Genomic DNA, 21,443 nt, shown 5'->3' on the forward strand with positions numbered 1-21,443 from the left:
CCGCCTCTGGTTTATTTGCGCGTCTTCCGCTGCGGCGCGCGCACGCCGCCCAACTCCGTTTCGTCGAGAAAATACTCGCGGTTATCCGCGAGCCGCTCGACCATGAAATCGATGAACGTACGCACCCGCAGCGGCTGTTCGGTTCGATGCGCGTAGTAGATATACATCGCGCCGTACACGGTGACATGTTGCGTCAACAACGGTACGAGCCGCCCGCCACGAATATGCGGCGCCGCATTGAAACTGCCGAGCTGCCCGATGCCGAGCCCCGACAACACCGCCTGCGTTTCCAGCTCCGTGTCGTTCACGCAGACGGCGGGCGGCACGTCGCGATACACGATCTCGTCGCCGATGCCGAACTGCCATTGCGCGAGCTTGCCCGTATTCGCGCGCCGATAACCGGTGCAGCGATGCCGCGCCAGGTCGTCGATGGTGCGCGGCGCGCCATGCCGCTCGATATAGCCGGGCGACGCGCACACGATCAGCTGGATCGGCAACAGCCGGCGCGCGATCGACCCGGCCGCCGGCGGCGGCCCGCCACGAAAGCCGACGTCGGCGCGCTCGGTCACGAGATCGGTGAAATGGTCGTCGAACTGGACTTCGAGCCGCACGTGCGGATACAGCCGCTGGAACGCCTCGAAGTGCGGCCACAGCACCGGCATGCCGAACGCGCGCGGCGCGCTCACGCGCAGCAGGCCATCCACTTCTTCCTTGGACCGACGCGCGTCGCCGAGCGCGGACGCGAGGATCGCCAGCGCGGGCTGCACGCTGTCGAACAGGCGCTGGCCCTCCTCGGTCAGACTCAGCTTGCGGGTGGTGCGATGAAACAGCCGCACGCCCAGTTCCTTTTCGAGTTGCATCACCGCGTGGCTCGCGGCCTGCGGCGAGATGCCCTGATCGACGGCCGCGCGCCGCAGACTGCCCAGCGTGGCGGCACGCACGAAGGTGGTGATCGCCCGGACTTCGTTCATCGCCGCCCTCCCGATTCGCAAATAAAAATTGATTATGAGTCTAGCAATTGACGGCTAGTTCGTGTCAGTCCGCGCCCCTACCATGGCCTCACTTCAACCGACGACACGCAGGAGCGACATCATGGCCGACACCCCACGCGGTGGATTCAAGAAAGTCTGGTTCATTACCGGCGCATCGCGCGGCATCGGCGCGCTGATCGCCGGAGCCGCGCTCGCGGATGGCAATGCGGTGGTGGCCGCCGGACGCAATGTCGCGGCGATCGTCGAGCGGCTGGGTGCCGGTCGGGATACGTCGGCCACGTTGCTGCCGGTCGCGCTCGACGTCACCGACGAAGGCGAGGCCAAGGCAGCGGTCCACGCCGCGATGGAAAAATTCGGCCGCATCGACGTGCTGGTCAACAACGCGGGCTTCGGCCTGCTGGGCGCGATCGAGGAGTCCACCGACGCGGACGTGCGCCGCATGTACGACACCAACGTGTTCGGCCTGCTGAACGTCACGCGCGCGGTGCTGCCCGTCATGCGCGCGCAACGCGCGGGACACGTGATCAATATCTCGTCGATCGGCGGCTACCGGGCCGCGGCCGGTTTCGGCGCGTATTCGTCGACGAAGTTCGCGGTCGAGGGCATCACCGAATCGCTGCACGCCGAACTGAAGCCGCTCGGCATCCACGCGACGGTCGTCGAACCAGGCTATTTCCGCACCGATTTTCTCGATGCCTCGTCGCTGGTCACGGCGCCGCACGTGATCGACGATTACGACGCAACCTCGGGCGCGGTGCGCCGCCGTGCAACGCAAATGAACCACAACCAGCCGGGCGATCCGCAAAAACTGGCCGCCGCGATGATCGAGCTGGTGGCCGCCGACGCGCCGCCGCTGCGCCTGCCGCTCGGCACCGACACGCTCGCCGCGATCGAAGCGAAAAACGCGTATGTCGCGCAGGAAATGGCGGCGTGGCGGCGCCTGTCGGCATCGACGGATTTCGCGGCGTGAGCGGAAGGGGCTGTCTGGCGGCCTCGGCAACCCAAGCAAAATAAGCGACGCGCTTCACGCAAGCCACGTCGCCGATATGCAGCGGCCGTGCCCTCACCCGGGGCACGGCCGCTTCATTTGTGCGATTATTGGCCGGCGTCGGCCTTTGGGCGACCCTGCCCCGGCCACGTCGAACAACGGATAGTTCGTGACACTCTCTTCGAGGCGTAGCCATGAAACCAGTCATCGCACCGCTTGTTGTCGCCGCTCTTCTCGGCACTTCGGTGGCCGCTTTCGCACAACCCCATAACGACGATCACCATGGCGGTCCGCCGCACGGCGCGCGCGGACACGGCGCGCCGCACGAGGCCGACGCCAGCCGCCCCGGCGGTCCGATTCCTCATAGCGACTGGCACAAGGGCGAGCGGCTGCCCACCGAATATCGCGACCACAACTACGTGGTCGACGACTGGCGCGAGCATGGACTGCATGCGCCGCCGCGCGGCTATCAGTGGGTCGGTGTGAACGGCGACTATGTGCTGGCCGCCGTCGCGAGCGGTGTGATCGCGGACGTCCTGCTGTCCGGTCACTGACCGGTACGCCGGCGGGGCCCGCCGTCCGGCACGGCCACGCTACCTGTTGCGCTGATGCGCGCGGCTCGCGCGCCAGCGCAGCACGCCGTTCACCAGCACCGCGAAGGCCGCGGTGCCCGCATAACCGGCGACGCGAATCGCGTCTTCGCCCGGCAGACGCCACATCAACAGCGTGATCGCCGCGAGCGTCGCCAGCACGGCCAGAAACCGGATCAGCCATTTCATCCGCAGTCTCCGCGTCCGATGGATGGTGGATACAAGCGTCGCGTCGGCATCGCGCATTCACGTTCGATGCCGACGGCCCCTCGTTCCAGCATACCCACCCGGCCGGCAAAAACAATTCGCGGCTAACCCGATGCGGTGCGCCTCACGCCTCACGCCTCGCGCCTCACGCCTCGCGGATATTGCAGCTTCTTCCTGCATCCAGCGAGCGCTCGCGCGGCACATCACGCCCAGCCACCCGTCACGCGCCCGCCCCTCTGCCGCTGCCTTGCGCCTGCTCCAACACGAAGTCGATGAAGGTCGACGCCGCGCGCGTATGGTGCCGGTTCGGCATGTACAGCATGTACATATGCGTGCCGAAAATGCTCAGCCGCCATTCGTCGAGCGCGGTCACGACCGCGCCGCGCGCCAGATCGTCCTGCACCACGTAATCGGGCACGAGCCCGACGCCCAGCCCCGCGAGTATCGCGTCGCGCAGAAACAGAAAGTTCTCGGAGATCAGCGTCGGTTCGAGCAGCACCTCGTGCCGTTCGTCGCGCCAATAGGCCGCCACGCGCAGTTGCCGCCCGACCACCGCCGAAGTGATCAGCGGCGCGGTGCGCAGCTCGTCGAGCGCGACCGGCATGCCATGGCTCGCCGCGAACGCGGGCGAAGCGCAGGCGACGTAGCGCACCGGCCCCATGTCGCGCGCCACCAGGTTTTGCGGCGGCTCGGACATCACGCGCACGGCGATGTCGATTTCGTCGCGCATCAGGTCCTCGACGCGGTTCTCGAACATCACGTCCAGCACGATGCCCGGATACAGACGCTTGAACGCGATCAGCCACTCCGACATCACGAGTTGCCCGTAACCGCTCGGCACGCTCAGCCGCACGCGCCCCTGCAGACTCTGGCCGAGCGTGGCGACCGATTCGCGCGCGGCCAGCAGCGCGTTCTGGATCGCGCGGCCGTGTTCGACCAGTTGCAGGCCGATCTCGGTCGGCTCGACCCGGCGCGTGGTGCGCCTCACCAGTTGCAGACCGATCGACCGCTCCAGCTGGTTCAGGTGGTAGCTGACGTTCGCGCGGCTCATTTTCAGGCGGCGCGCGGCCTCGCTCAGGTTGCCCGCGTCGAGAATGTCCACCAGCAAGGTCAGCGAATTGACGTCCACGTTGTCTCCCCAAGACGGCCTTTGTCAAAACAATTTTGACAGTCTGTCAACCGGCCATGGGATTGTCAATGAACCTTGACCGCCGCACAATCTTCAGGATCGCGGCGGCCGGTGTGCGCGCGCCTTGCGCGCCTTGCGCGTTGAAGCGCGTTGAAGCGCGTTGAAGCGCGTTGAAGCGCGCTTAAGCACGTTGTAGCCCATTCAGCCGTGCACACCGGCGCGCAGCCTGCCCAAATTCCAGAACACCCAGCCTCGGAGACGATAACCATGACCCTCACTCCCTCAGCCGATGTCGTCACGCACGCCTTGCGCGGCACCGTCCTGCTGGTGACCATCGACCACGCGCCGGTCAACGCGCTCTCCGCCGACGTGCGGCGCGGCCTCGCCGCCGCCATCGATGCCGCCGAAGCCGATCCGGCCGTCGAAGCCGTGCTGATCGTCGGCGCCGGGCGCAACTTCATCGCCGGCGCGGATATCCGCGAGTTCGGCAAGCCGCCGGTGCCGCCGTCGCTGCCGGACGTGTGCAACCGCATCGAAGCGTGCGGCAAGCCGGTGATCGCCGCGCTGCACGGCGCCGCGCTCGGTGGTGGACTGGAGGTGGCGCTCGCCGCGCACTACCGGATCGCGCTCGACGGCGCGAAGCTTGGCCTGCCCGAAGTGCAGCTCGGCCTGCTGCCCGGCGCGGGCGGCACGCAGCGCACGCCGCGTCTGATCGGCGCGGCTGCCGCGCTCGATCTGATCCTCAGCGGCCGTCATGCAAGCGCGCGCGAAGCGCTGGAGCTGGGTCTGGTCGATCGCGTCGGCGCGAGCGACGACGTGCTCGCCGAAGGTCTCGCCTACGCGCAGGCGTTGCTCGCCGCGCACGCGCCGGTACGCCGCACGCGCGACGCCAACGCGCTCGCCGACCGCGCCACGAACCTTGCCGCCGTCGCCGCCGCGCGCACGGACACCGCGAAGAAAGCCCGCGGACTATTCTCGCCGCTGAAGATCGTCGACGCGGTCGAAGCCGCGATCGAACTGCCGTTCGACGACGGTCTGCGAGTCGAACGCACACTGTTCCTCGAATGCCTCGACAGCCCGCAGCGCGCGGGGCTGATTCACGCGTTCTTCGCCGAGCGCGAAGTGCTCAAGGCGCCCGAAACGCGCAGCGCGCAACCCCGCGCGTTCGAGACCATTGGCGTGATCGGTGGCGGCACGATGGGCGCGGGCATCGCGGTCGCGGTGCTCGACGCAGGCCTGCCGGTGACGATGATCGAACGCGACGACGCATCGCTCGCACGCGGCCGCGCGCACATCGACAAGGTCTACGACGGTCTGATCGCGAAAGGCCGCATGAGCGCGGAGAAAAAAGCCGCCGTGATGGCGCGCTGGAGCGGCAGCACCTCGTACGACGCGCTCGCGAATGCCGATCTCGTGATCGAAGCCGTGTTCGAAGACCTCGCCGTGAAAAAGGCCGTGTTCGCCGAACTCGATCGCGTCTGCAAGCGCGGCGCCGTGCTCGCGACCAACACGTCGTATCTGGACATCGACGCGATTGCGTCGAGCACCTCGCGCCCCGCCGACGTGATCGGCCTGCACTTCTTCTCGCCGGCCAACATCATGAAGCTGCTCGAAGTGGTGGTGCCGAAGCAGGTCAGCGCCGACGTGGTCGCCACCGCGTTCGACCTCGCGAAGAAGCTGCGCAAGACGCCGGTGCGCGCGGGCGTGTGCGACGGCTTTATCGGCAACCGCGTGCTCGCGGTGTATCGCGCCGCCGCCGATGCGATGATGGAGGACGGCGCGTCGCCGTATCAGATCGACGCCGCCGTGCGCGCGTTCGGTTTTCCGATGGGACCGTTTCAGGTGGTGGATCTGGCGGGCGGCGACATCGGCTGGGCCGCGCGCAAGCGCCGCGCGGCGACCCGCGATCCGGCGGCTCGCTACGTGCAGATCGCCGATCGCCTGTGCGAGCGCGGCTGGTTCGGCCAGAAGACCGGCCGCGGTTTCTATCTATACCCGGAAGGCTCGCGCAGCGGCGCGCCGGACCCGGAAGTCGCAGCGATCATCGACGCCGAACGGCAACGCGCCGGCATCACGCCGCGCACGTTCAGCGACGACGAGATCCTGCGCCGCTACATGGCCGCGATGATCAACGAAGGCGCGAACGTCGTGCACGAAGGCATCGCGCTGCGGCCGCTGGATGTCGACGTGACCTTCCTGTACGGCTACGGCTTCCCGCGCTATCGCGGCGGTCCGATGAAGTACGCGGACACGGTGGGCCTGCCGAAGATACTCGCCGACATCCGCGAGTTCGCGAAGGAAGACCCGCTGTTCTGGCGCGCGTCGCCGTTGCTCGTCGAACTGGTGGAGCGCGGCGCGGATTTCGCGAGCCTGAACCAGCCGGCCTGACGACCCCGCACCCGCGCGCCGCCCTCCTCACTCTTTACGGAACCCTCCGCCATGGACCTGAATTTCACGCCCGAAGAAGAAGCCTTCCGCGCCGACGTGCTGGCATTTCTGCGCGACCGGCTCCCGTCGCGCATCGCCGGCAAGGTGCGCGGCGGTCTACGGCTGACGCGCGACGACATGGCGCAGTGGCACGCGATCCTCAACGAACGCGGCTGGCTCGCCAATCATTGGCCGCAGGCATACGGCGGCCCGGGCTGGACGCCGGTCCAGAAATTCATCTTCGAAAACGAATGCGCGCTGGCGGGCGCGCCGCGTATCGTGCCGTTCGGCGTCAATATGCTCGGGCCGGTGCTGATCAAATACGGCAGCGAGGAGCAGAAGCGCCATTGGCTGCCGCGCATTCTCGACGGCTCGGACTGGTGGTGCCAGGGCTATTCGGAACCGGGCGCGGGCTCGGATCTCGCGGCCGTCAACACCCGCGCGGTACGCCAGCGCGACGCGCAAGGCGAGTACTACCTCGTCAACGGTCAGAAAACGTGGACCACGCTCGGCCACTTCGCGAACATGATCTTCTGCCTCGTGCGCACCGCGACCGACGTGCGCAAGCAGGAAGGCATCAGCTTTCTGCTGATCGACATGAATACGCCGGGCGTCGACGTGCGCCCCATCATCACGCTCGACGGCGAGCACGAAGTCAACGAAGTGTTTTTCAGCGATGTGCGCGTGCCGGTCGAGAACCTCGTCGGCGAAGAGAACAAGGGCTGGACCTACGCCAAGTATCTGCTCACCTACGAGCGCACCAATATCGCGGGCGTCGGCTTTTCGGTGGCGGCCTTCGAGCGGCTGCGCAAGATCGCCGCCACGCAGCGCCGCAACGGCCGGCCGCTCGCCGACGATCCGTCGTTCGCGGCCCGCATGGCGCGGGTCGAGATCGATCTGGAGAACATGAAGACCACCAACCTGCGCGTGATCGCGGCGGTCGCGGGCGGCGGCGTGCCCGGCGCGGAAAGCTCGATGCTGAAGATTCGCGGCACCGAGATCCGTCAGGAGATTCTCTCGCTCACGCGCCGCGCGATGGGACCGTATGCGCAGCCGTTCGTCGAGGAAGCGCTGCACGACGGCTCCACCGGCGCGCCAGTCGGCCCCGCCGACGCCGCGAGCGCCGCCGCGCAGTACTTCAACAATCGCAAGCTGTCGATCTTCGGCGGCTCGAACGAGATCCAGAAGAACATCATTTCCAAAATGATCCTCGGACTGTAAGGGGCACACCCGATGAACTTCCAGCACACCGAAGACCGCCGCATGCTGGCGGATACGCTGAACCGCTTCGTCAGCGAGCAATACGGCTTCGAGACGCGCGACCGCATCGCGCGCTCGGCGCAAGGTTTCAGCGGCGACCTGTGGCAGCGCTTTGCCGGGCTTGGCGTGATCGGCGCATTGTTCGACGAGGCGCAAGGCGGTTTTGGCGGCGAGGGTTTCGACATCGCCGTGGTGTTCGAATGCCTCGGCCGCGGACTCGTGGTCGAGCCGTTTCTCGATACGCTGATCGTCGGCCAGGCGCTGGCGCGTGGCGGCGATGGAGCGCAGCAGGCGTTGCTCGAAGGCTTGATCGACGGATCGCGGATCGTCGCGCTCGCGCATGGGGAGCCGGACGGGCACTACGAGTTGGCGCAAGTGACGGCGCGGGCGCAGCGTGAAGGTCAAGCGGCGGATGCAGGCGCCTACGCCGGCGCGGACGCGGGTTCGCGTGTCGGTAACGACAACGCCGCGTGGCGATTGAACGGCGCGAAAGCCGTCGTTCAGCATGGCGAACAGGCCGCGCTGTTCCTGGTGTCGGCGCGCACGCACGGCGACGACGACGCGCCCGACGGCATCAGCCTCTTTCTCGTCCCGCGCGATGCGGCCGGCGTGACCGTGCGCGGCTATCGCAAGATCGACGGCGGCCGCGCCGCCGAGGTGACGTTCGAGCACGTCGCGCTCGACGCCGGCGCGCTGGTCGGCACGGCGGGCGAAGGCTTCGCGACGCTCGAATACGCGATCGGCTGCGGCGTGCTCGCGCTGTGCGCCGAAGCGCTCGGCGCGATGGACGTCGCGAAAGATCACACCCTCGACTACCTGCGCACGCGCAAGCAGTTCGGCGTGCCGATCGGCAGCTTCCAGGCGTTGCAGCACCGGATGGCGGATCTGCTGCTGGAAATCGAACAGGCGCGCTCGGCGGTGATCAACGCGGCGGCCGCGCTCGGCGCGCCGCGCACCACGCGCGAACGGGCGTTATCGGCGGCCAAGTACAGCATCGGACGGATCGGCACGCTCGTCGCCGAGGAGTGCATTCAACTGCACGGCGGCATCGGCATGACGTGGGAGCTGCCGCTCGCGCATTACGCCAAGCGTCTGGTGATGATCGATCATCAGTTGGGCGATGAGGATCACCATCTCGAACGATTCATCGCGTTGGGGAAGGAACCGGCGGTTTAGCGCGTCGTTCAACGCGCCGGAGCCGGCATTGCCGGCCCCGTCTGCCCCGTCTGAGTTCAAGCGCCGAATGCCGCCTCGACGTTGAACACCGAGACCGCGACGCGCAACTCGCGCGCCTGTTCGGCAAGCGCCTGGGCCGCTGCCGATGCCTGCTCGACGAGTGCCGCGTTCTGCTGCGTCACTTCGTCCATCTGCGTGACGGCCTTGTTGACCTGGCCGATGCCGGTGCTCTGCTCTTCGGACGCGGCGGCGATCGCGTTCATGATGCCGGTCGTGCGTCCCGCCGACGCGACGATTTCGTCCATCGTGCGGCCCGCGCTTTCGACCAGCTTCGAGCCGTTGTCGATGCGCGTCACCGACTCCGTGATCAGTTCCTTGATTTCCTTCGCGGCGCTCGCGCTGCGCTGCGCGAGCGTGCGCACCTCGCCCGCGACGACCGCGAAACCGCGCCCTTCCTCGCCCGCGCGCGCCGCCTCGACGGCCGCGTTGAGCGCGAGGATGTTGGTCTGAAACGCGATGCCCTCGATCACGCTGATGATTTCCGCGACCCGCGCCGAACTCTCGGCGATGTCCTGCATGGTCGTCACCACCCGGTTGATCTCCTCGCCGCCACGCTGCGCGACGCTCGATCCCGTGCCGGCCAGTTGACTCGCCTGGCGGGCGTTGTCGGCGTTCTGCCGCACCACGCTCGTCAACTGCTCCATGCTCGACGCGGTCTGCTGCAGCGACGCCGCCTGCTCCTCGGTGCGCTGCGACAGATCGGTATTGCCTTGCGCGATTTCGGCAGCCGCCAGCGAGATCGATTCGCTCGACTGCTTGATGCCGCGCACGATGCCGGTCAACTGCTCCTTCATCGCGACGAGCGAATGCATCAGGCTGCTGGTGTCGCCGGCTCGCAGCGGCACGGCGATGCGCAGATTGCCCCCGGCGATCGCGCTGGCCATCGCCGCCGCTTCACGCGGTTCGCCGCCGAGTTGCCTGACCACGCCGCGCGCGATGATCAGCGCGACGCCGAGTGCAATCAACGCCGCCACGACGATCGACGCGATCGTCAGCACGATCGCCGAGTGATAGGCGTCGTTGGCGATCGCGCCTTCCGAGGCCGCGCCCTGTTCGCTGCTCTTGACCATCGCGTCGATGCCCTTCGCGAGCGCGTCGCGCACCTTGCCGGCCTGACCGGTCAGGATGCTCATGGCCTGCTGCGCGTTGCCGCTCTTCGCTTGCGCGCGCACCTGCAGATCCAGATCCAGGTATTGCGCGACGAGCGGTTGCAGGTCGTCGAACGCGGCCTTTTCTTGCGGGGTGGAGATCAGCTTTTCGAAGTCGGCGCTCGCACGACGGTAAGCGTCGATGCGCGGCTGCATCCGCGATTCGACGCCTTGCACTTCGTCGAGCTTGCTGGTGGAGGCCATCCGGAATTCGGCCAGACGGATCTGGTTCAGCGCGTCCTGCATCCGCAGGCTGCTGCTGACGCTCGCCGACCATTTGTCACGCAGTACCGCTACGTGGTCGTTTTCCGCGCTGACCTCGCGCAGCGAAAACACGCCTAAACCAATCAGCAAAACGATGACGACCGCGAAGCCTGAAACGAGCTGCGTCGCCACTTTCATGTTCCTGAAATACGTCACGATAAATTGTCCGGTTCGTTGCGATCGAGGCGCCGGATACCGGACCTGAGTGCCGGTCCGGTGCGTCGCCCTCGTGCAGCCTCAGCCAATATATGGAATTGGTGAAGATACCTATACGTTTACGGGTATCCCGGTCGAATCTTGAACGAACCGTTGGAAAAATCGTGGCGTCGTGGTGGCGTGCTCCGTCGTGGTGCGTGCGTGTGCGCGTACTTTTTCGATGCGTTAGACGTGCTGGTGGAACCAGTCGAGTTGCCGCGCAATGCTGCTGTCGAAGTGCGAGCCGTCATACATGTCGTAGTGACCGGCGCCATCTTCGACGTGCAGTTGCTTCGTGGTTGCGGCAACCGACTCGAAGAGCGCGATGCCCTGCTCCGGCGGATTCACGCCATCGGCACCTGCAACGATCACCAGCGTGGGGCACGTGACGCGCGCGGCGTGTTGCTTCGGTTTGTAGTGCAGCATCTCGCGCACGGTGAGGAAAGGAATCTTGATGTCCATCGCGGGATAACGCTGACGGTTCTCCTCGACGAACGCCTTCGATTGTTCGTCCGCCAACACCTTCGTGATCGACACGAACATTTCCTTGCCGGTGTTCACTTTCTTTTCGTGCATACGATCCAGCGTTGCAGCGAACGCCTGCTGTTCCTCTTCGCTCATGTGACCCGTGACGACCTGCTGGCCATCGGCAAAACTGAGCTGGCTGACCACGGCCTTGATCGACGGATCGCTGGCCGCCGCCGCGAGTACATGCGCGCCGCCCAGCGATGTGCCCCACAACGCGATACGCGCCGTGTCGATTTGCGGCAAGCCCTTCACGAAGTCGATGACGGTATGGATATCCTCGATCTGCATGGCCGGCACGAGACGTCCCTTCTCGCCGCCGCTGGCGCCGAAACCGCGATAGTCGAAGGTGATCGCGGCGTAACCGGCGGCAACGAAGGCATCCGCGAAGCGCGGGAGCAGGACTTCCTGGATGCCGCAGAAACCGTGGCAGAGGATGATCGCCGGGACATTTTGATCCTGAACGTCGGGACGATGGACGGTGAGCGCGATGTCGTTGGGCGTGCGGAGCGAGACAGTTGCCATGGAGTGGATAGGTGCGGGTGGTGAAAGTTGGAGCGGATGCGGACGATGCGCTTGATGCGGTTGATGCGCCTGATGCGATCGCGCGGAGGAAAACTTGCCGCGCGAAATCGCGAAGGATTAAAGCACGTATCGGCGACCGCCGTATGAAGGAAAAAATTCGGCGGACTACGTTTACTCGGATGTCGGATAAGCGGTGTAGAACTCGCTGGCGATTTTCCATTCGCCTCTGACGCGTAGCAGATGCAGCACCTTCCAGCCGTAACCGACGTGGCCGGTGGCCACATCCTTGGTTGCATAGTCCAGTGAGACTTGCGCCAGATCGCCCATCTGCTCGATGGCGATGTTGTGGAACTGCTGCTCGAATTGCTCGCCGCTGTCGAAGATCACCGCCTTGAAGCTCGCGTAGTTTCGCGTTTCGACGGACTTGTTCGCCTCGTCCGGCTTGGGCAGGACGCGAGTCGATGAAAATGGAATGTCCGGGTGGAGAAGCAGGGACTCGAAGCGTGGTTTGTCGTTGGACGTGACGCTCTGGGTGTAGCTCGTCAACAGCCGTTCGATTGCTTCGCGGTCTTCTGGCGTGCCGTGGTGCTGGCCGAAATTAGCGGGGATGGCGGTCAAGGTAGTTGCTCCGAAAGGCGATGCTGTGCTGTGCTGTGCGATGCGCACGATCGGATGGATTGGAGCACGATATAATTAGCATGGCAACTAATAAGCACGTTGTTCACAAAGTGAACTTGCGTGCTCTCAGGTCACGGACCGAAACTGCGATGACCGCCGTCGCGTGACCCGAGTACTGCATGTACTCCGCTACGCCGCTACTCCGGTCACGGTTAGCGAAACCGCTGCAGGGACGGGTCCGTAATCGCCTGCTCCGGCAGATTCAGAAGGGCCGGCAATGCGCTCAAATGCGGCAGGCCGCTGACGTCTGCCCATCGGCCGCCGCTCGTCTGGTAAATGATCGTCGGTGTGCCGTCGAAGCCGAAGTCCTTGAACATCTTCGCGTTGCCGTTCAGCTTCGTTTGCGTTGCAAACGACACCTTGTCTAACGGCTTGATGCCGCCGGATTCGTCCTTCTCGGAAAATTTGGTCTCGAGTTCGCGCATCAAGGCCGGCGCATTCTGTGCCTCGAGCAGCGCAGCGGCCTTGCCTGGCGAATCCGGCTTCAGGAAGCCCATCGGAATCCAATGCACCTGCAAGCCCGCGGCCTCGTACGGCTGGAGTGCTTTCCATGCGTAGTGGCAGAAGATGCAGTTCGGGTCCATGAAGACGTAGATCGTCGATTTGACGTTTTTGCCCGAAGCGCCTTCGACGATCGCCGGCGCGTTCTCGAAGGTCGCGGCAGCCGAAGCTGGCAGGTAAGTGACAGCGGGTGCGTCCGCCGCCGCGGCGATACCCGAGAACATCCCCGCGGCGCCGATTGCGGCAACAACAAGTCTTACAGCTTTCAACATGTTCACTCCTGTTCGCTACGAGATAAGAGGTCGGCTTCGTATGTTCATCGCAGGACGAAGCCTGCTACGCGAATGATAGTAGCGAAGTGGAGGCCGGCTTGCAGCGGGTTGACCAGGAAGCTCACGATGCTTGCGACGCTGCGAAGATCGCCTCGGCGATTTTCGTTGTGCCCGCATGAAAGGGAGTGCGAACGCGATCGCGTTCTGATGCGAGAAACGAAAAAGCCGCAACATCTTTCGATGTTGCGGCTTTGATCTTTGGTCGGGGCGAGAGGATTTGAACCTCCGACCACCTGCACCCCATGCAGGTACGCTACCAGGCTGCGCTACGCCCCGAACAGCACGAAACTATAACAGAAACTTCATTCGATTAGAACCGCCCCGCGCCAAGAAAGTGGTCTAGTGCTTCAACAGATCGATCACGCCCAGCAGCGCCTTGCGCAACTGATCGACGTCGACCGAAGGCGAAGCGGCAGCCGCCGCCGATGCCTGCGCCGACTCTGCGGCAACGCCCTCGCCTTCGTCCTGCATCTCGCCCGACGACGCGCCATGCGCCCCACCGCCATGCGAGTCGAGCCGATTGCGCGCGCCGTTGATCGTGAAACCCTGCTCGTACAACAGCTCACGAATCCGCCGGATCAACAGCACCTCGTGATGCTGATAGTACCGACGATTGCCGCGTCGCTTGACCGGCCGCAACTGCGTGAACTCCTGCTCCCAGTAACGCAACACATGCGGCTTCACGCCGCATAGTTCGCTGACCTCACCAATCGTGAAGTAGCGCTTCGCCGGAATCGGAGGCAAGACGACTTTTTCGATCGTCGCTGTCATCGTCGGTTAGCCGTGATGGGTTGCGCAGGCGCGCGCCAGTCGCTCAGCGCGCGAAGCTCGCTTCGGCGCCGTTCTCAACCAGCGCTTTCAGCTTTTGACTTGCATGGAACGTCACAACACGGCGCGCGGCGATGGGAATCGCCTCGCCGGTTTTCGGATTGCGGCCGGGACGCTGCGGTTTGTCGCGCAACTGGAAGTTGCCGAAGCCCGACAGCTTCACGCTGTCGCCACTCTCCAGCGCATCGCGGATCACCTCGAAGAACGCTTCGACCATATCTTTCGCTTCCCGCTTGTTGAGTCCGACATTGTCGAACAGCAACTCGGCAAGTTCAGCTTTGGTGAGCGTCGGCGTTTCAGTGGAAACGACGGCGGGTGATGTCGGAATTTCGCGAATCATGGCGCTGCGTTGCGCCGTAAGAAGGGCTTCGAAATCACTCGAGTTCATTTCATTCATATCTATCAAATGGCGCGCCAGGCAAAAAACAAAGGAAGCGGAAACAGCCGTGCAATTGTTTGATGCGGGTTATCCGCGCAAGCGTGCGCCATATACTCGAGCCAGACGTTCCACCAGAGTTTGAATGGCCAGATCGACCGTCTCATCCTGAAGGGTTCCGCCAGTATCTTGCAAGGTCACACGGAACGCAAGGCTTTTCTCGTGCGCTGCCAGGCCGCCGGAAGTGTTTGATTTTGGACGGAATTCGTCGAAAAGCGCAACCCGCTGGACGCTCTTGCAAGCGGCCTCGGACTGCGCCGCGCGCAGCTCGTCCAGCAGCGCCTGGACCTCGATTTTCTGATCGACGACCACGGCAATATCGCGACGCACCGGCGGGAATTTAGATACTTCCGCGGGAGTCGGCAATACACGCTGCATTAATGCTTCCGCTTCGATTTCAAACAGAATCGGCGCATGCGGCAAATCATATTTTTGCATCCAGCGCGGATGCAATTCGCCAATCCAACCCACGGCGCGGCCATTAACTTCGATACGCGCGCTACGTCCCGGATGCAATGCCGGATGTTCCGCTTTCACGAAACGCGCCACCGCTGGCGCCAGCAATGCCTCCAGATCGCCCTTCACGTCGAAGTAGTCGACCGTGCGCGTCGTCGCGCCCCATTGTTCGTCCAGCGCCGGGCCGTAGGCGAGCGCGCCGATCATCTTCGGCTGCGCGAAACCTTCGACCGTCAGTTCGCCCGCCTTGATCGACGGATCGTGCAGGAACACGCGCCCCGCTTCGAACACGCGCACGCGATCCGCGGCGCGACGGTTCAGGTTCGTGCGCAGCACGTGGATCAGGCTGCCGAACAGCGTCGTGCGCATTACCGACAACTGGCTTGCGATCGGATTCAGCAGACGCACGGGCTTGTCGTTGCCGGCGAAATCCTGCTCCCATTCGGCGTCGACGAAACTGAAGTTGACCGTTTCCGCGTAGTCGCGCGCGGCGAGCGCGTGGCGCACCACGTGGATCGAACGCTGGGTCTCGTTGGTCGCGCGCATTTCGCTGCGTGCGACCGGCGGACGCGCCGGAATCTTCTCGAAGCCGTAAATACGCGCGACTTCCTCGATCAGGTCCTCTTCGATCTCGATGTCGAAGCGATACGACGGCGGCATCACCGAGAAGGTGTCCTCGCCGCGCTCGAACGTCAGACCGAGGCGCGTGAAAATCTGCGCGATCTCGTCCGCGTCGATCTTGATGCCGATGATGCGGTTCGCACGCGACACACGCATGGTCACCGGCTCGCGCTTCGGCACGTTGACGATCTGATCGTCGACCGGGCCGGCCGCGCCGCCGCAGATGTCGAGGATCAGTTGCGTGATGCGTTCGATATGCTCGACCGTGGTCGCGTAATCGACACCGCGCTCGAAGCGATGACCCGCGTCAGTCGAGAAGTTGTACTTGCGCGAGCGGCCGCGGATGCTGTCCGGCCACCAGAACGCGGCTTCCAGATAGATGTTCGTGGTGTCGAGCGTGACAGCCGTGCTGTCGCCGCCCATGATGCCCGCGAGACTCTCGATGTGTTGCTCGTCCGCGATCACGCCGACGCTTTCATCGAGCTCGACCGTGTTGCCGTTCAGCAGCTTGAGCGTTTCGCCCTTGCGGCCCCAGCGCACGTCCATGCCACCGTGGATCCTGTCCAGATCGAACACGTGCGAAGGACGGCCCAGCTCAAGCATCACGTAGTTCGAGATATCGACCAGCGCGGAAATGCTGCGCTGACCCGAGCGCTCGAGACGCTCGACCATCCATTGCGGCGACTTCGCGCGCGCATTCACGCCGCGAATCACGCGGCCCGAGAAACGGCCGCACAGATCCGGCGCCGAAATCTTGACCGGCAGCGTTTCATTGAGCTTGACCTCGGCTGGCTTGATTTCGAGCGGACGCAGCGGTGCACCCGTGATCGCCGAGGTTTCGCGCGCCACGCCGAAGACCGACAGGCAGTCCGCCTTGTTCGGCGTCAGCTTGATTTCGAAAACCGTGTCATCGAGATTGAGCGTTTCGCGGATGTCCTGACCGATCGGCGTGGCCTCCGGCAGGATCATCAGGCCGCTATGGTCTTCCGACAGCTTCAGCTCGCGCGCCGAGCACAGCATGCCCTGGCTTTCGACGCCGCGCAGCTTGGACAGCTTGATCGCGAACGGCGCGCCGCCCTCTTCGGCCGGCGGCAGTTGCGCGCCGACCAGCGCGACCGGCACCTTGATGCCCGGCGCCACGTTCGGCGCGCCGCACACGATGTTCAGCGTCGCGCCGGTGCCGGCGTCGACCTGACACACGTTGAGCTTGTCAGCGTCCGGGTGCTTGACGACTTCCAGCACCTGGCCGACGACGATCTTCGAAGTCGGCGGCGCGGCCGGCCGCAGGTCTTCCACTTCGAGACCCGCCATGGTCAGCGCGTGCGACAGTTCGTCGGTCGTCAGTTGCGGATCGACAAAGGTTCTCAGCCAGGATTCCGGAAATTGCATGGTTCTGTGTACGTTCTGATCAGGTTAGGTCCGCGTCCGGCGGTGCGGACTCGAGATGCTGCCTTCGGTTGCTTTCGCTTGCCGCCCGAAGGCGCTGCTCTGGGCACTGCCGGGGACGCTGCGGGCGGCACGCTTCGCGCACCGCGCCGCGCTCTATGCTTGTCGCGTTCGACCGCGCCGCATCGTCAAGCGAATTGACGCAGGAAACGCAGGTCGTTTTCGAAGAACAGACGCAGGTCTTGCACGCCATAGCGCAACATGGTGAGCCGTTCGAGGCCGCTGCCGAACGCGAAGCCGATATAGCGCTCCGGGTCGAGACCCATGTTGCGGATCACCGTGGGGTGCACCTGGCCGGAACCCGAAATTTCGAGCCATTTGCCGGCGTTCTTGCCCGTTTCGAACAGCATGTCGATTTCGGCCGACGGTTCGGTGAACGGGAAATACGACGGACGGAAGCGCACCTGAATATCGTCGCGCTCGAAGAATTTCTTCAGGAAGTCCGTGTAGACGCCCTTCAGGTCAGCGAAGCTGATGTTCTCTTCGATCCACAGGCCTTCGACCTGGTTGAACATCGGCGAATGGGTGGCGTCGCTGTCCACGCGATACGTGCGGCCCGGCACGATCACCTTGATAGGCGGCGTGTTGGTGCGCGCGTAGCGCACCTGCATCGGGCTGGTATGCGTGCGCAACAGCAGTTGACGTCCGTCGGCGTCTTTGCCGTCGACGTAGAAAGTGTCCTGCATCGAACGCGCCGGATGGTTTTCCGGGCTGTTCAACGAGGTGAAGTTGTACCAGTCGGTTTCGATCTCGGGGCCGTCGGCCACGTCGAATCCGATCGTACGGAAAATCTGTTCGACGCGCTCCCATGTGCGCATCACCGGATGCAGGCTGCCTGCATCGGCGCCGCGGCCGGGCAACGTGACGTCGATGGCTTCGGCGGCAAGGCGCTGGTTCAGCAACGCGTCGGCCAATGCCTGACGGCGCGCGGTCAACGCAGCTTCCACCTGTTGCTTGACGAGGTTGATCCGTGCGCCTTCGGTCTTGCGCGTTTCGGGATCGAGTTTGCCAAGGCCCTTCAATAGCTCGGTCAACGCACCCGATTTACCAAGAAAGCGCGCTTTCTCGTTCTCGAGGGTGGTGACGTCGGAGGCTTCTGCGAAGGCTTTTTGCGCGTCGGCGACAATCTGGTCCAGATCCATTGATCCCATCATTTCAACGTCAGTGTTCAATTGAAGCAAAACTGGTTCTACCAACAAAAACGGGGCTCGGTGAGGAGCCCCGTTTTTGCTGCAGCGTCACCGAGACTACCGGATGTTCGCTGCAACGAACCACGCAGTGTTAATTGCCAGAAGCGCAATCAGGCTGCAACGGCGGCTTTCACCTGCTGAACGATCGCAGCAAAAGCAGCCTTGTCGAACACAGCCATGTCGGCCAGCACCTTGCGGTCGAGTTCGATCGAAGCCTTCTTCAGGCCGTTGATGAACACGCTGTACGTCATGTCGTGCTGACGCACCGCCGCGTTGATACGCGTGATCCACAATGCGCGGAACACACGCTTCTTGTTGCGGCGATCGCGGTAGGCGTACTGGCCTGCGCGCATGACCGCCTGCTTGGCGATGCGATAGACGTTATTGCGACGGCCGCGGTAACCCTTGGCCAGCTTGATGATCTTCTTGTGACGGGCCCGTGCGGTAACCCCACGTTTTACTCGAGGCATGTCTTGCTCCTATGAGTGTCGGTTAAGGGTTAAGCGAACGGCAGCATTGCGCGCACGGAGTTCAGATCGGAATCATGAACTGCCGTCGAACCGCGCAGATGGCGTTTGTTCTTGGTGGTTTTCTTGGTAAGAATGTGGCGCTTGAAGGCTTGACCGCGCTTGACGGTACCGCCCGGACGCACCACGAAGCGCTTTGCAGCACTCTTCTTGGTCTTCATCTTCGGCATGACAACTCCATTATTAGATGGACATGGGTGTGCGGTCGGCCAGAGGCCATGACCCGCCCTTCGAAACCCATTCCACTTGGTATGCAGACCGCCGATACTGCCGACGGCCGCTTTTCAGGACCGGCCTGGATCACGCCGAGTTCACGTCACGTCAAACCCGATCGCTTTCCACACCGTTCCGAAACCTGCCGACACCGCACCGGACACCCAGTGCGACATCGCTTCAATCCTGCACAACCGAAGCGCGCGCCACACGGCGCGCCGCTGCTTCAGCTGATTACTTCTTTTTCTTCGGCGCGAGCACCATGATCATCTGGCGCCCTTCCATTTTCGGCATTTGCTCGACCTGACCGACTTCGTCGAGGTCCGTGCGCAGGCGTTCGAGCATGCGCATACCGATTTCCTGGTGAGCCATTTCGCGTCCACGGAAACGCAACGTGATTTTCGTCTTGTCGCCGTCTTCGAGGAAGCGAACGAGATTGCGCAGCTTGACGTTGTAGTCACCGTCGTCGGTACCCGGACGGAATTTGACTTCCTTGACCTGGATGACCTTCTGCTTGAGCTTGGCCTCGTGCTGCTTCTTCGCTTCCTGGTACTTGAACTTGCCGTAGTCCATCAAGCGGCAAACCGGCGGGACCGCTTGCGGGGCGATTTCGACCAGATCGACATCCTGCTGTTCCGACATGCGGAACGCATCAGCGAGTTTCACGATGCCGAGCGGTTCGTTCTCGACTCCGACCAGACGCACCTCGGGTGCCGTAATTTCACCGTTGATGCGGTGCGCAGACTTATCAGTAGCGATGTTACGTTTCCTCTAAAAATTAAAAAAACGAGCCGGGCTGCCAGGTGGCTCAGTTGAACGACTGCACGTCCTGACGCAGACGCTCAATGAAGGTATCGACAGGCATCACACCCAGATCGACACCACCACGGGCACGCACGGCTACCGTTTGGGCTTCACGCTCTTTGTCGCCGACCACAAGCAGATACGGGACCTTCTCCAGCGTGTGCTCGCGTATTTTATAGCTAATCTTCTCGTTGCGCAAATCGGCCTCAACTCTAACCCCTTGTTTTTGCAACGATTGGGCTAGCGAATTTGCATATTCGGCCTGATTTTCCGCGATATTCATGACCACGACCTGCATCGGCGCGAGCCACGACGGCATGGCGCCGCCATGGTGCTCGATCAGAATGCCAAGGAAGCGCTCCATTGATCCGACGATTGCCCGGTGCAGCATGATCGGCCGGCGACGGCCGTTGTCTTCAGCGACGTATTCCGCGCCAAGACGCTCCGGCAGCACCATGTCCAGCTGCAACGTGCCGCATTGCCACGAACGGCCCAGCGCGTCCTTGATGTGATATTCGACCTTCGGGCCGTAAAAGGCGCCCTCGCCCGGCAGCTCTTCCCACGTGACGCCGCAGGCGGTCAGCGCCTCGCGCAGGCCTTGTTCCGCGCGATCCCAGGTTTCATCCGTGCCGGCGCGCGCATCCGGGCGCAGCGACAGCTTGATGTCGACGTTGTCGAAGCCGAAGTCCTTGTACACGCTCATGGCGAGCGTGTTGAACGCGATCGACTCGCTGATGAACTGATCTTCGGTACAGAAAATGTGCGCGTCGTCCTGCACGAAACCGCGCACGCGCATCAATCCGTGCAATGCGCCCGAAGATTCGTTGCGATGGCACGACCCGAACTCCGCGTAACGCAGCGGCAGATCGCGGTACGAACGCAGACCGTGGTTGAACACCTGCACGTGACCCGGGCAGTTCATCGGCTTGATCGCGTAGTCGCGCTTTTCCGATTCCGTCGTGAACATGTTTTCACGATAGTTCTGCCAGTGGCCCGACGCTTCCCACAGCGAACGGTCCATGATCATCGGCGTCTTGATTTCGAGGTAGCCGGCGTCGTTCACGCGACGGCGCATGTACTGCTCGACCTGCTGCCACAGCGTCCAGCCGCGCGGATGCCAGAACACCATGCCCGGCGATTCGTCCTGCATATGAAACAGGTCGAGTTGCTTGCCGAGCTTGCGGTGATCGCGCTTTTCCGCTTCCTCGAGCATGTGCAGATACGCTTCCTGGTCTTCCTTTTTGGTCCAGGCCGTACCGTAGATGCGCTGCAACTGCTCGTTCTTCGAATCGCCGCGCCAATAGGCGCCCGCCACCTTCATCAGCTTGAAAACCTTCAGCTTGCCGGTGGACGGCACGTGCGGCCCGCGGCACAGATCGGTGAAACCGCCATGCGAGTACAGCTTGATATCGTCGCTGGACGGAATCGATTCGATGATCTCGGCCTTGTACTTTTCGCCGATGCTCTTGAAGTAGTCCACCGCTTCGCCGCGCGACACCACGCGGCGCGACACCGGCTCGTCTTTCTTCGCGAGTTCCTGCATGCGCTTTTCGATCTTTTCCAGATCTTCCGGCGTGAAGGGACGGCTGTACGCGAAGTCGTAATAGAAGCCGTTGTCGATCACCGGGCCGATCGTCACCTGCGCTTCCGGGAACAGATCCTTCACGGCATACGCGAGCAAGTGCGCGGTGGAGTGACGAATGATGTCGAGGCCGTCCGCATCTTTTTCCGTGACGATGGCGAGCGCCACGTCGTGATCGATCAGCGCGGACGTATCGACCAGTTCACCGTCGATCTTGCCGCCGAGCGCGGCCTTCGCGAGGCCGGGGCCGATCGACGCGGCCACTTCGGCGACCGTCACCGGATGCTCGTACTGTCGAACAGAACCGTCAGGCAGACGTATCGAAACCATTGCGTTCTCCGTG

Annotated in this window: 20 protein-coding genes and 1 tRNA gene; 5 read left to right on the forward strand and 16 right to left on the reverse strand. The window is 63.6% G+C overall.

What is annotated here, in order from left to right; all coding sequences use genetic code 11:
* Positions 1-11: 11 nt before the first annotated feature.
* Positions 12-971, reverse strand: coding sequence for a LysR family transcriptional regulator (locus tag LFL96_RS13200; RefSeq protein ID WP_280995679.1), 960 nt, complete (start codon positions 969-971; stop codon positions 12-14).
* A 121-nt stretch (positions 972-1,092) separates the two neighbouring features.
* On the opposite strand from LFL96_RS13200, the gene LFL96_RS13205 reads away from it, so the two are divergent.
* Together LFL96_RS13205 and LFL96_RS13210 are read left to right on the forward strand one after the other, a co-directional pair.
* A complete protein-coding gene (locus LFL96_RS13205) occupies positions 1,093-1,962 on the forward strand; it encodes an oxidoreductase (protein WP_280995680.1) in 870 nt (289 codons plus the stop codon).
* Between the two features lie 212 nt (positions 1,963-2,174).
* Complete coding sequence (locus tag LFL96_RS13210; RefSeq protein ID WP_280995681.1) at positions 2,175-2,534, forward strand: RcnB family protein; 360 nt, start codon at positions 2,175-2,177, stop codon at positions 2,532-2,534.
* A gap of 39 nt (positions 2,535-2,573) precedes the next feature.
* Here the strand turns inward: LFL96_RS13210 and LFL96_RS13215 are convergent, their stop codons facing one another.
* Together LFL96_RS13215 and LFL96_RS13220 are read right to left on the reverse strand one after the other, a co-directional pair.
* A complete protein-coding gene (locus LFL96_RS13215) occupies positions 2,574-2,759 on the reverse strand; it encodes a hypothetical protein (protein WP_280995682.1) in 186 nt (61 codons plus the stop codon).
* 238 nt (positions 2,760-2,997) lie between these two features.
* Positions 2,998-3,906, reverse strand: coding sequence for a LysR family transcriptional regulator (locus LFL96_RS13220; protein ID WP_280995683.1), 909 nt, complete (start codon positions 3,904-3,906; stop codon positions 2,998-3,000).
* Positions 3,907-4,173: 267 nt separating this feature from the next.
* Between LFL96_RS13220 and LFL96_RS13225 the strand changes: the two genes are divergently transcribed.
* From LFL96_RS13225 to LFL96_RS13235, 3 genes are read left to right on the forward strand one after another with little or no spacing between them, the layout of a single operon-like run.
* Positions 4,174-6,294: a 3-hydroxyacyl-CoA dehydrogenase NAD-binding domain-containing protein gene (locus LFL96_RS13225; protein ID WP_280995684.1), complete on the forward strand. Its 2,121-nt coding sequence runs from the start codon at positions 4,174-4,176 to the stop codon at positions 6,292-6,294.
* 51 nt (positions 6,295-6,345) lie between these two features.
* Entirely contained in the window at positions 6,346-7,554 is a 1,209-nt protein-coding gene (locus LFL96_RS13230; RefSeq protein ID WP_280995685.1) for an acyl-CoA dehydrogenase family protein, read from the forward strand.
* 12 nt (positions 7,555-7,566) lie between these two features.
* Entirely contained in the window at positions 7,567-8,769 is a 1,203-nt protein-coding gene (locus LFL96_RS13235; protein ID WP_280995686.1) for an acyl-CoA dehydrogenase, read from the forward strand.
* Positions 8,770-8,825: 56 nt separating this feature from the next.
* Here the strand turns inward: LFL96_RS13235 and LFL96_RS13240 are convergent, their stop codons facing one another.
* From LFL96_RS13240 to thrS, 13 genes are all read right to left on the reverse strand, one after another.
* A complete protein-coding gene (locus LFL96_RS13240) occupies positions 8,826-10,379 on the reverse strand; it encodes a methyl-accepting chemotaxis protein (RefSeq protein ID WP_281000739.1) in 1,554 nt (517 codons plus the stop codon).
* Between the two features lie 243 nt (positions 10,380-10,622).
* The gene (locus tag LFL96_RS13245) at positions 10,623-11,486 is read right to left on the reverse strand and encodes an alpha/beta fold hydrolase (protein WP_280995687.1); all 864 of its coding nucleotides are present in this window, start codon (positions 11,484-11,486) and stop codon (positions 10,623-10,625) included.
* Between the two features lie 171 nt (positions 11,487-11,657).
* Positions 11,658-12,104 carry a hypothetical protein gene (locus LFL96_RS13250; protein ID WP_280995688.1) on the reverse strand — a complete coding sequence of 149 codons (447 nt, stop codon included), beginning with the start codon at positions 12,102-12,104 and terminating at the stop codon, positions 11,658-11,660.
* Between the two features lie 212 nt (positions 12,105-12,316).
* Positions 12,317-12,937, reverse strand: coding sequence for a thioredoxin fold domain-containing protein (locus tag LFL96_RS13255; protein WP_280995689.1), 621 nt, complete (start codon positions 12,935-12,937; stop codon positions 12,317-12,319).
* A gap of 259 nt (positions 12,938-13,196) precedes the next feature.
* Positions 13,197-13,273, reverse strand: a tRNA-Pro gene (locus LFL96_RS13260).
* A gap of 63 nt (positions 13,274-13,336) precedes the next feature.
* The gene (locus LFL96_RS13265; protein ID WP_280995690.1) at positions 13,337-13,768 is read right to left on the reverse strand and encodes a MerR family transcriptional regulator; all 432 of its coding nucleotides are present in this window, start codon (positions 13,766-13,768) and stop codon (positions 13,337-13,339) included.
* A 43-nt stretch (positions 13,769-13,811) separates the two neighbouring features.
* Positions 13,812-14,222 carry an integration host factor subunit alpha gene (locus LFL96_RS13270; protein WP_280995691.1) on the reverse strand — a complete coding sequence of 137 codons (411 nt, stop codon included), beginning with the start codon at positions 14,220-14,222 and terminating at the stop codon, positions 13,812-13,814.
* 69 nt (positions 14,223-14,291) lie between these two features.
* Positions 14,292-16,727: a phenylalanine--tRNA ligase subunit beta gene (gene pheT, locus LFL96_RS13275; RefSeq protein ID WP_280995692.1), complete on the reverse strand. Its 2,436-nt coding sequence runs from the start codon at positions 16,725-16,727 to the stop codon at positions 14,292-14,294.
* 185 nt (positions 16,728-16,912) lie between these two features.
* Positions 16,913-17,926, reverse strand: coding sequence for a phenylalanine--tRNA ligase subunit alpha (pheS, locus tag LFL96_RS13280; RefSeq protein WP_280995693.1), 1,014 nt, complete (start codon positions 17,924-17,926; stop codon positions 16,913-16,915).
* A gap of 158 nt (positions 17,927-18,084) precedes the next feature.
* On the reverse strand, positions 18,085-18,444 hold the full coding sequence (gene rplT, locus LFL96_RS13285; protein WP_006052502.1) for a 50S ribosomal protein L20: 360 nt from the start codon (positions 18,442-18,444) through the stop codon (positions 18,085-18,087).
* Positions 18,445-18,473: 29 nt separating this feature from the next.
* Positions 18,474-18,671: a 50S ribosomal protein L35 gene (rpmI, locus tag LFL96_RS13290; protein ID WP_006052501.1), complete on the reverse strand. Its 198-nt coding sequence runs from the start codon at positions 18,669-18,671 to the stop codon at positions 18,474-18,476.
* Positions 18,672-18,948: 277 nt separating this feature from the next.
* Positions 18,949-19,473: a translation initiation factor IF-3 gene (gene infC / locus LFL96_RS13295; RefSeq protein WP_075643713.1), complete on the reverse strand. Its 525-nt coding sequence runs from the start codon at positions 19,471-19,473 to the stop codon at positions 18,949-18,951.
* 49 nt (positions 19,474-19,522) lie between these two features.
* Complete coding sequence (gene thrS, locus LFL96_RS13300) at positions 19,523-21,430, reverse strand: threonine--tRNA ligase (protein WP_280995694.1); 1,908 nt, start codon at positions 21,428-21,430, stop codon at positions 19,523-19,525.
* Positions 21,431-21,443: the final 13 nt, after the last annotated feature.

This window comes from Paraburkholderia sp. D15 (assembly GCF_029910215.1).
In the GTDB taxonomy this organism is placed as follows: Bacteria; Pseudomonadota; Gammaproteobacteria; order Burkholderiales; family Burkholderiaceae; genus Paraburkholderia.

What these genes read in the sequence shown, in the direction of transcription:
- LFL96_RS13200 (WP_280995679.1), bottom strand. Translation starts at nt 971, where the DNA reads ATGAACGAAGTCCGGGCGATCACCACCTTCGTGCGTGCCGCCACGCTG.
- LFL96_RS13205 (WP_280995680.1), top strand. Translation starts at nt 1,093, where the DNA reads ATGGCCGACACCCCACGCGGTGGATTCAAGAAAGTCTGGTTCATTACC.
- LFL96_RS13210 (WP_280995681.1), top strand. Translation starts at nt 2,175, where the DNA reads ATGAAACCAGTCATCGCACCGCTTGTTGTCGCCGCTCTTCTCGGCACT.
- LFL96_RS13215 (WP_280995682.1), bottom strand. Translation starts at nt 2,759, where the DNA reads ATGAAATGGCTGATCCGGTTTCTGGCCGTGCTGGCGACGCTCGCGGCG.
- LFL96_RS13225 (WP_280995684.1), top strand. Translation starts at nt 4,174, where the DNA reads ATGACCCTCACTCCCTCAGCCGATGTCGTCACGCACGCCTTGCGCGGC.
- LFL96_RS13230 (WP_280995685.1), top strand. Translation starts at nt 6,346, where the DNA reads ATGGACCTGAATTTCACGCCCGAAGAAGAAGCCTTCCGCGCCGACGTG.
- LFL96_RS13235 (WP_280995686.1), top strand. Translation starts at nt 7,567, where the DNA reads ATGAACTTCCAGCACACCGAAGACCGCCGCATGCTGGCGGATACGCTG.
- LFL96_RS13240 (WP_281000739.1), bottom strand. Translation starts at nt 10,379, where the DNA reads ATGAAAGTGGCGACGCAGCTCGTTTCAGGCTTCGCGGTCGTCATCGTT.
- LFL96_RS13245 (WP_280995687.1), bottom strand. Translation starts at nt 11,486, where the DNA reads ATGGCAACTGTCTCGCTCCGCACGCCCAACGACATCGCGCTCACCGTC.
- LFL96_RS13255 (WP_280995689.1), bottom strand. Translation starts at nt 12,937, where the DNA reads ATGTTGAAAGCTGTAAGACTTGTTGTTGCCGCAATCGGCGCCGCGGGG.
- LFL96_RS13265 (WP_280995690.1), bottom strand. Translation starts at nt 13,768, where the DNA reads ATGACAGCGACGATCGAAAAAGTCGTCTTGCCTCCGATTCCGGCGAAG.
- LFL96_RS13270 (WP_280995691.1), bottom strand. Translation starts at nt 14,222, where the DNA reads ATGAATGAAATGAACTCGAGTGATTTCGAAGCCCTTCTTACGGCGCAA.
- pheT (WP_280995692.1), bottom strand. Translation starts at nt 16,727, where the DNA reads ATGCAATTTCCGGAATCCTGGCTGAGAACCTTTGTCGATCCGCAACTG.
- pheS (WP_280995693.1), bottom strand. Translation starts at nt 17,926, where the DNA reads ATGGATCTGGACCAGATTGTCGCCGACGCGCAAAAAGCCTTCGCAGAA.
- rplT (WP_006052502.1), bottom strand. Translation starts at nt 18,444, where the DNA reads ATGCCTCGAGTAAAACGTGGGGTTACCGCACGGGCCCGTCACAAGAAG.
- rpmI (WP_006052501.1), bottom strand. Translation starts at nt 18,671, where the DNA reads ATGCCGAAGATGAAGACCAAGAAGAGTGCTGCAAAGCGCTTCGTGGTG.
- thrS (WP_280995694.1), bottom strand. Translation starts at nt 21,430, where the DNA reads ATGGTTTCGATACGTCTGCCTGACGGTTCTGTTCGACAGTACGAGCAT.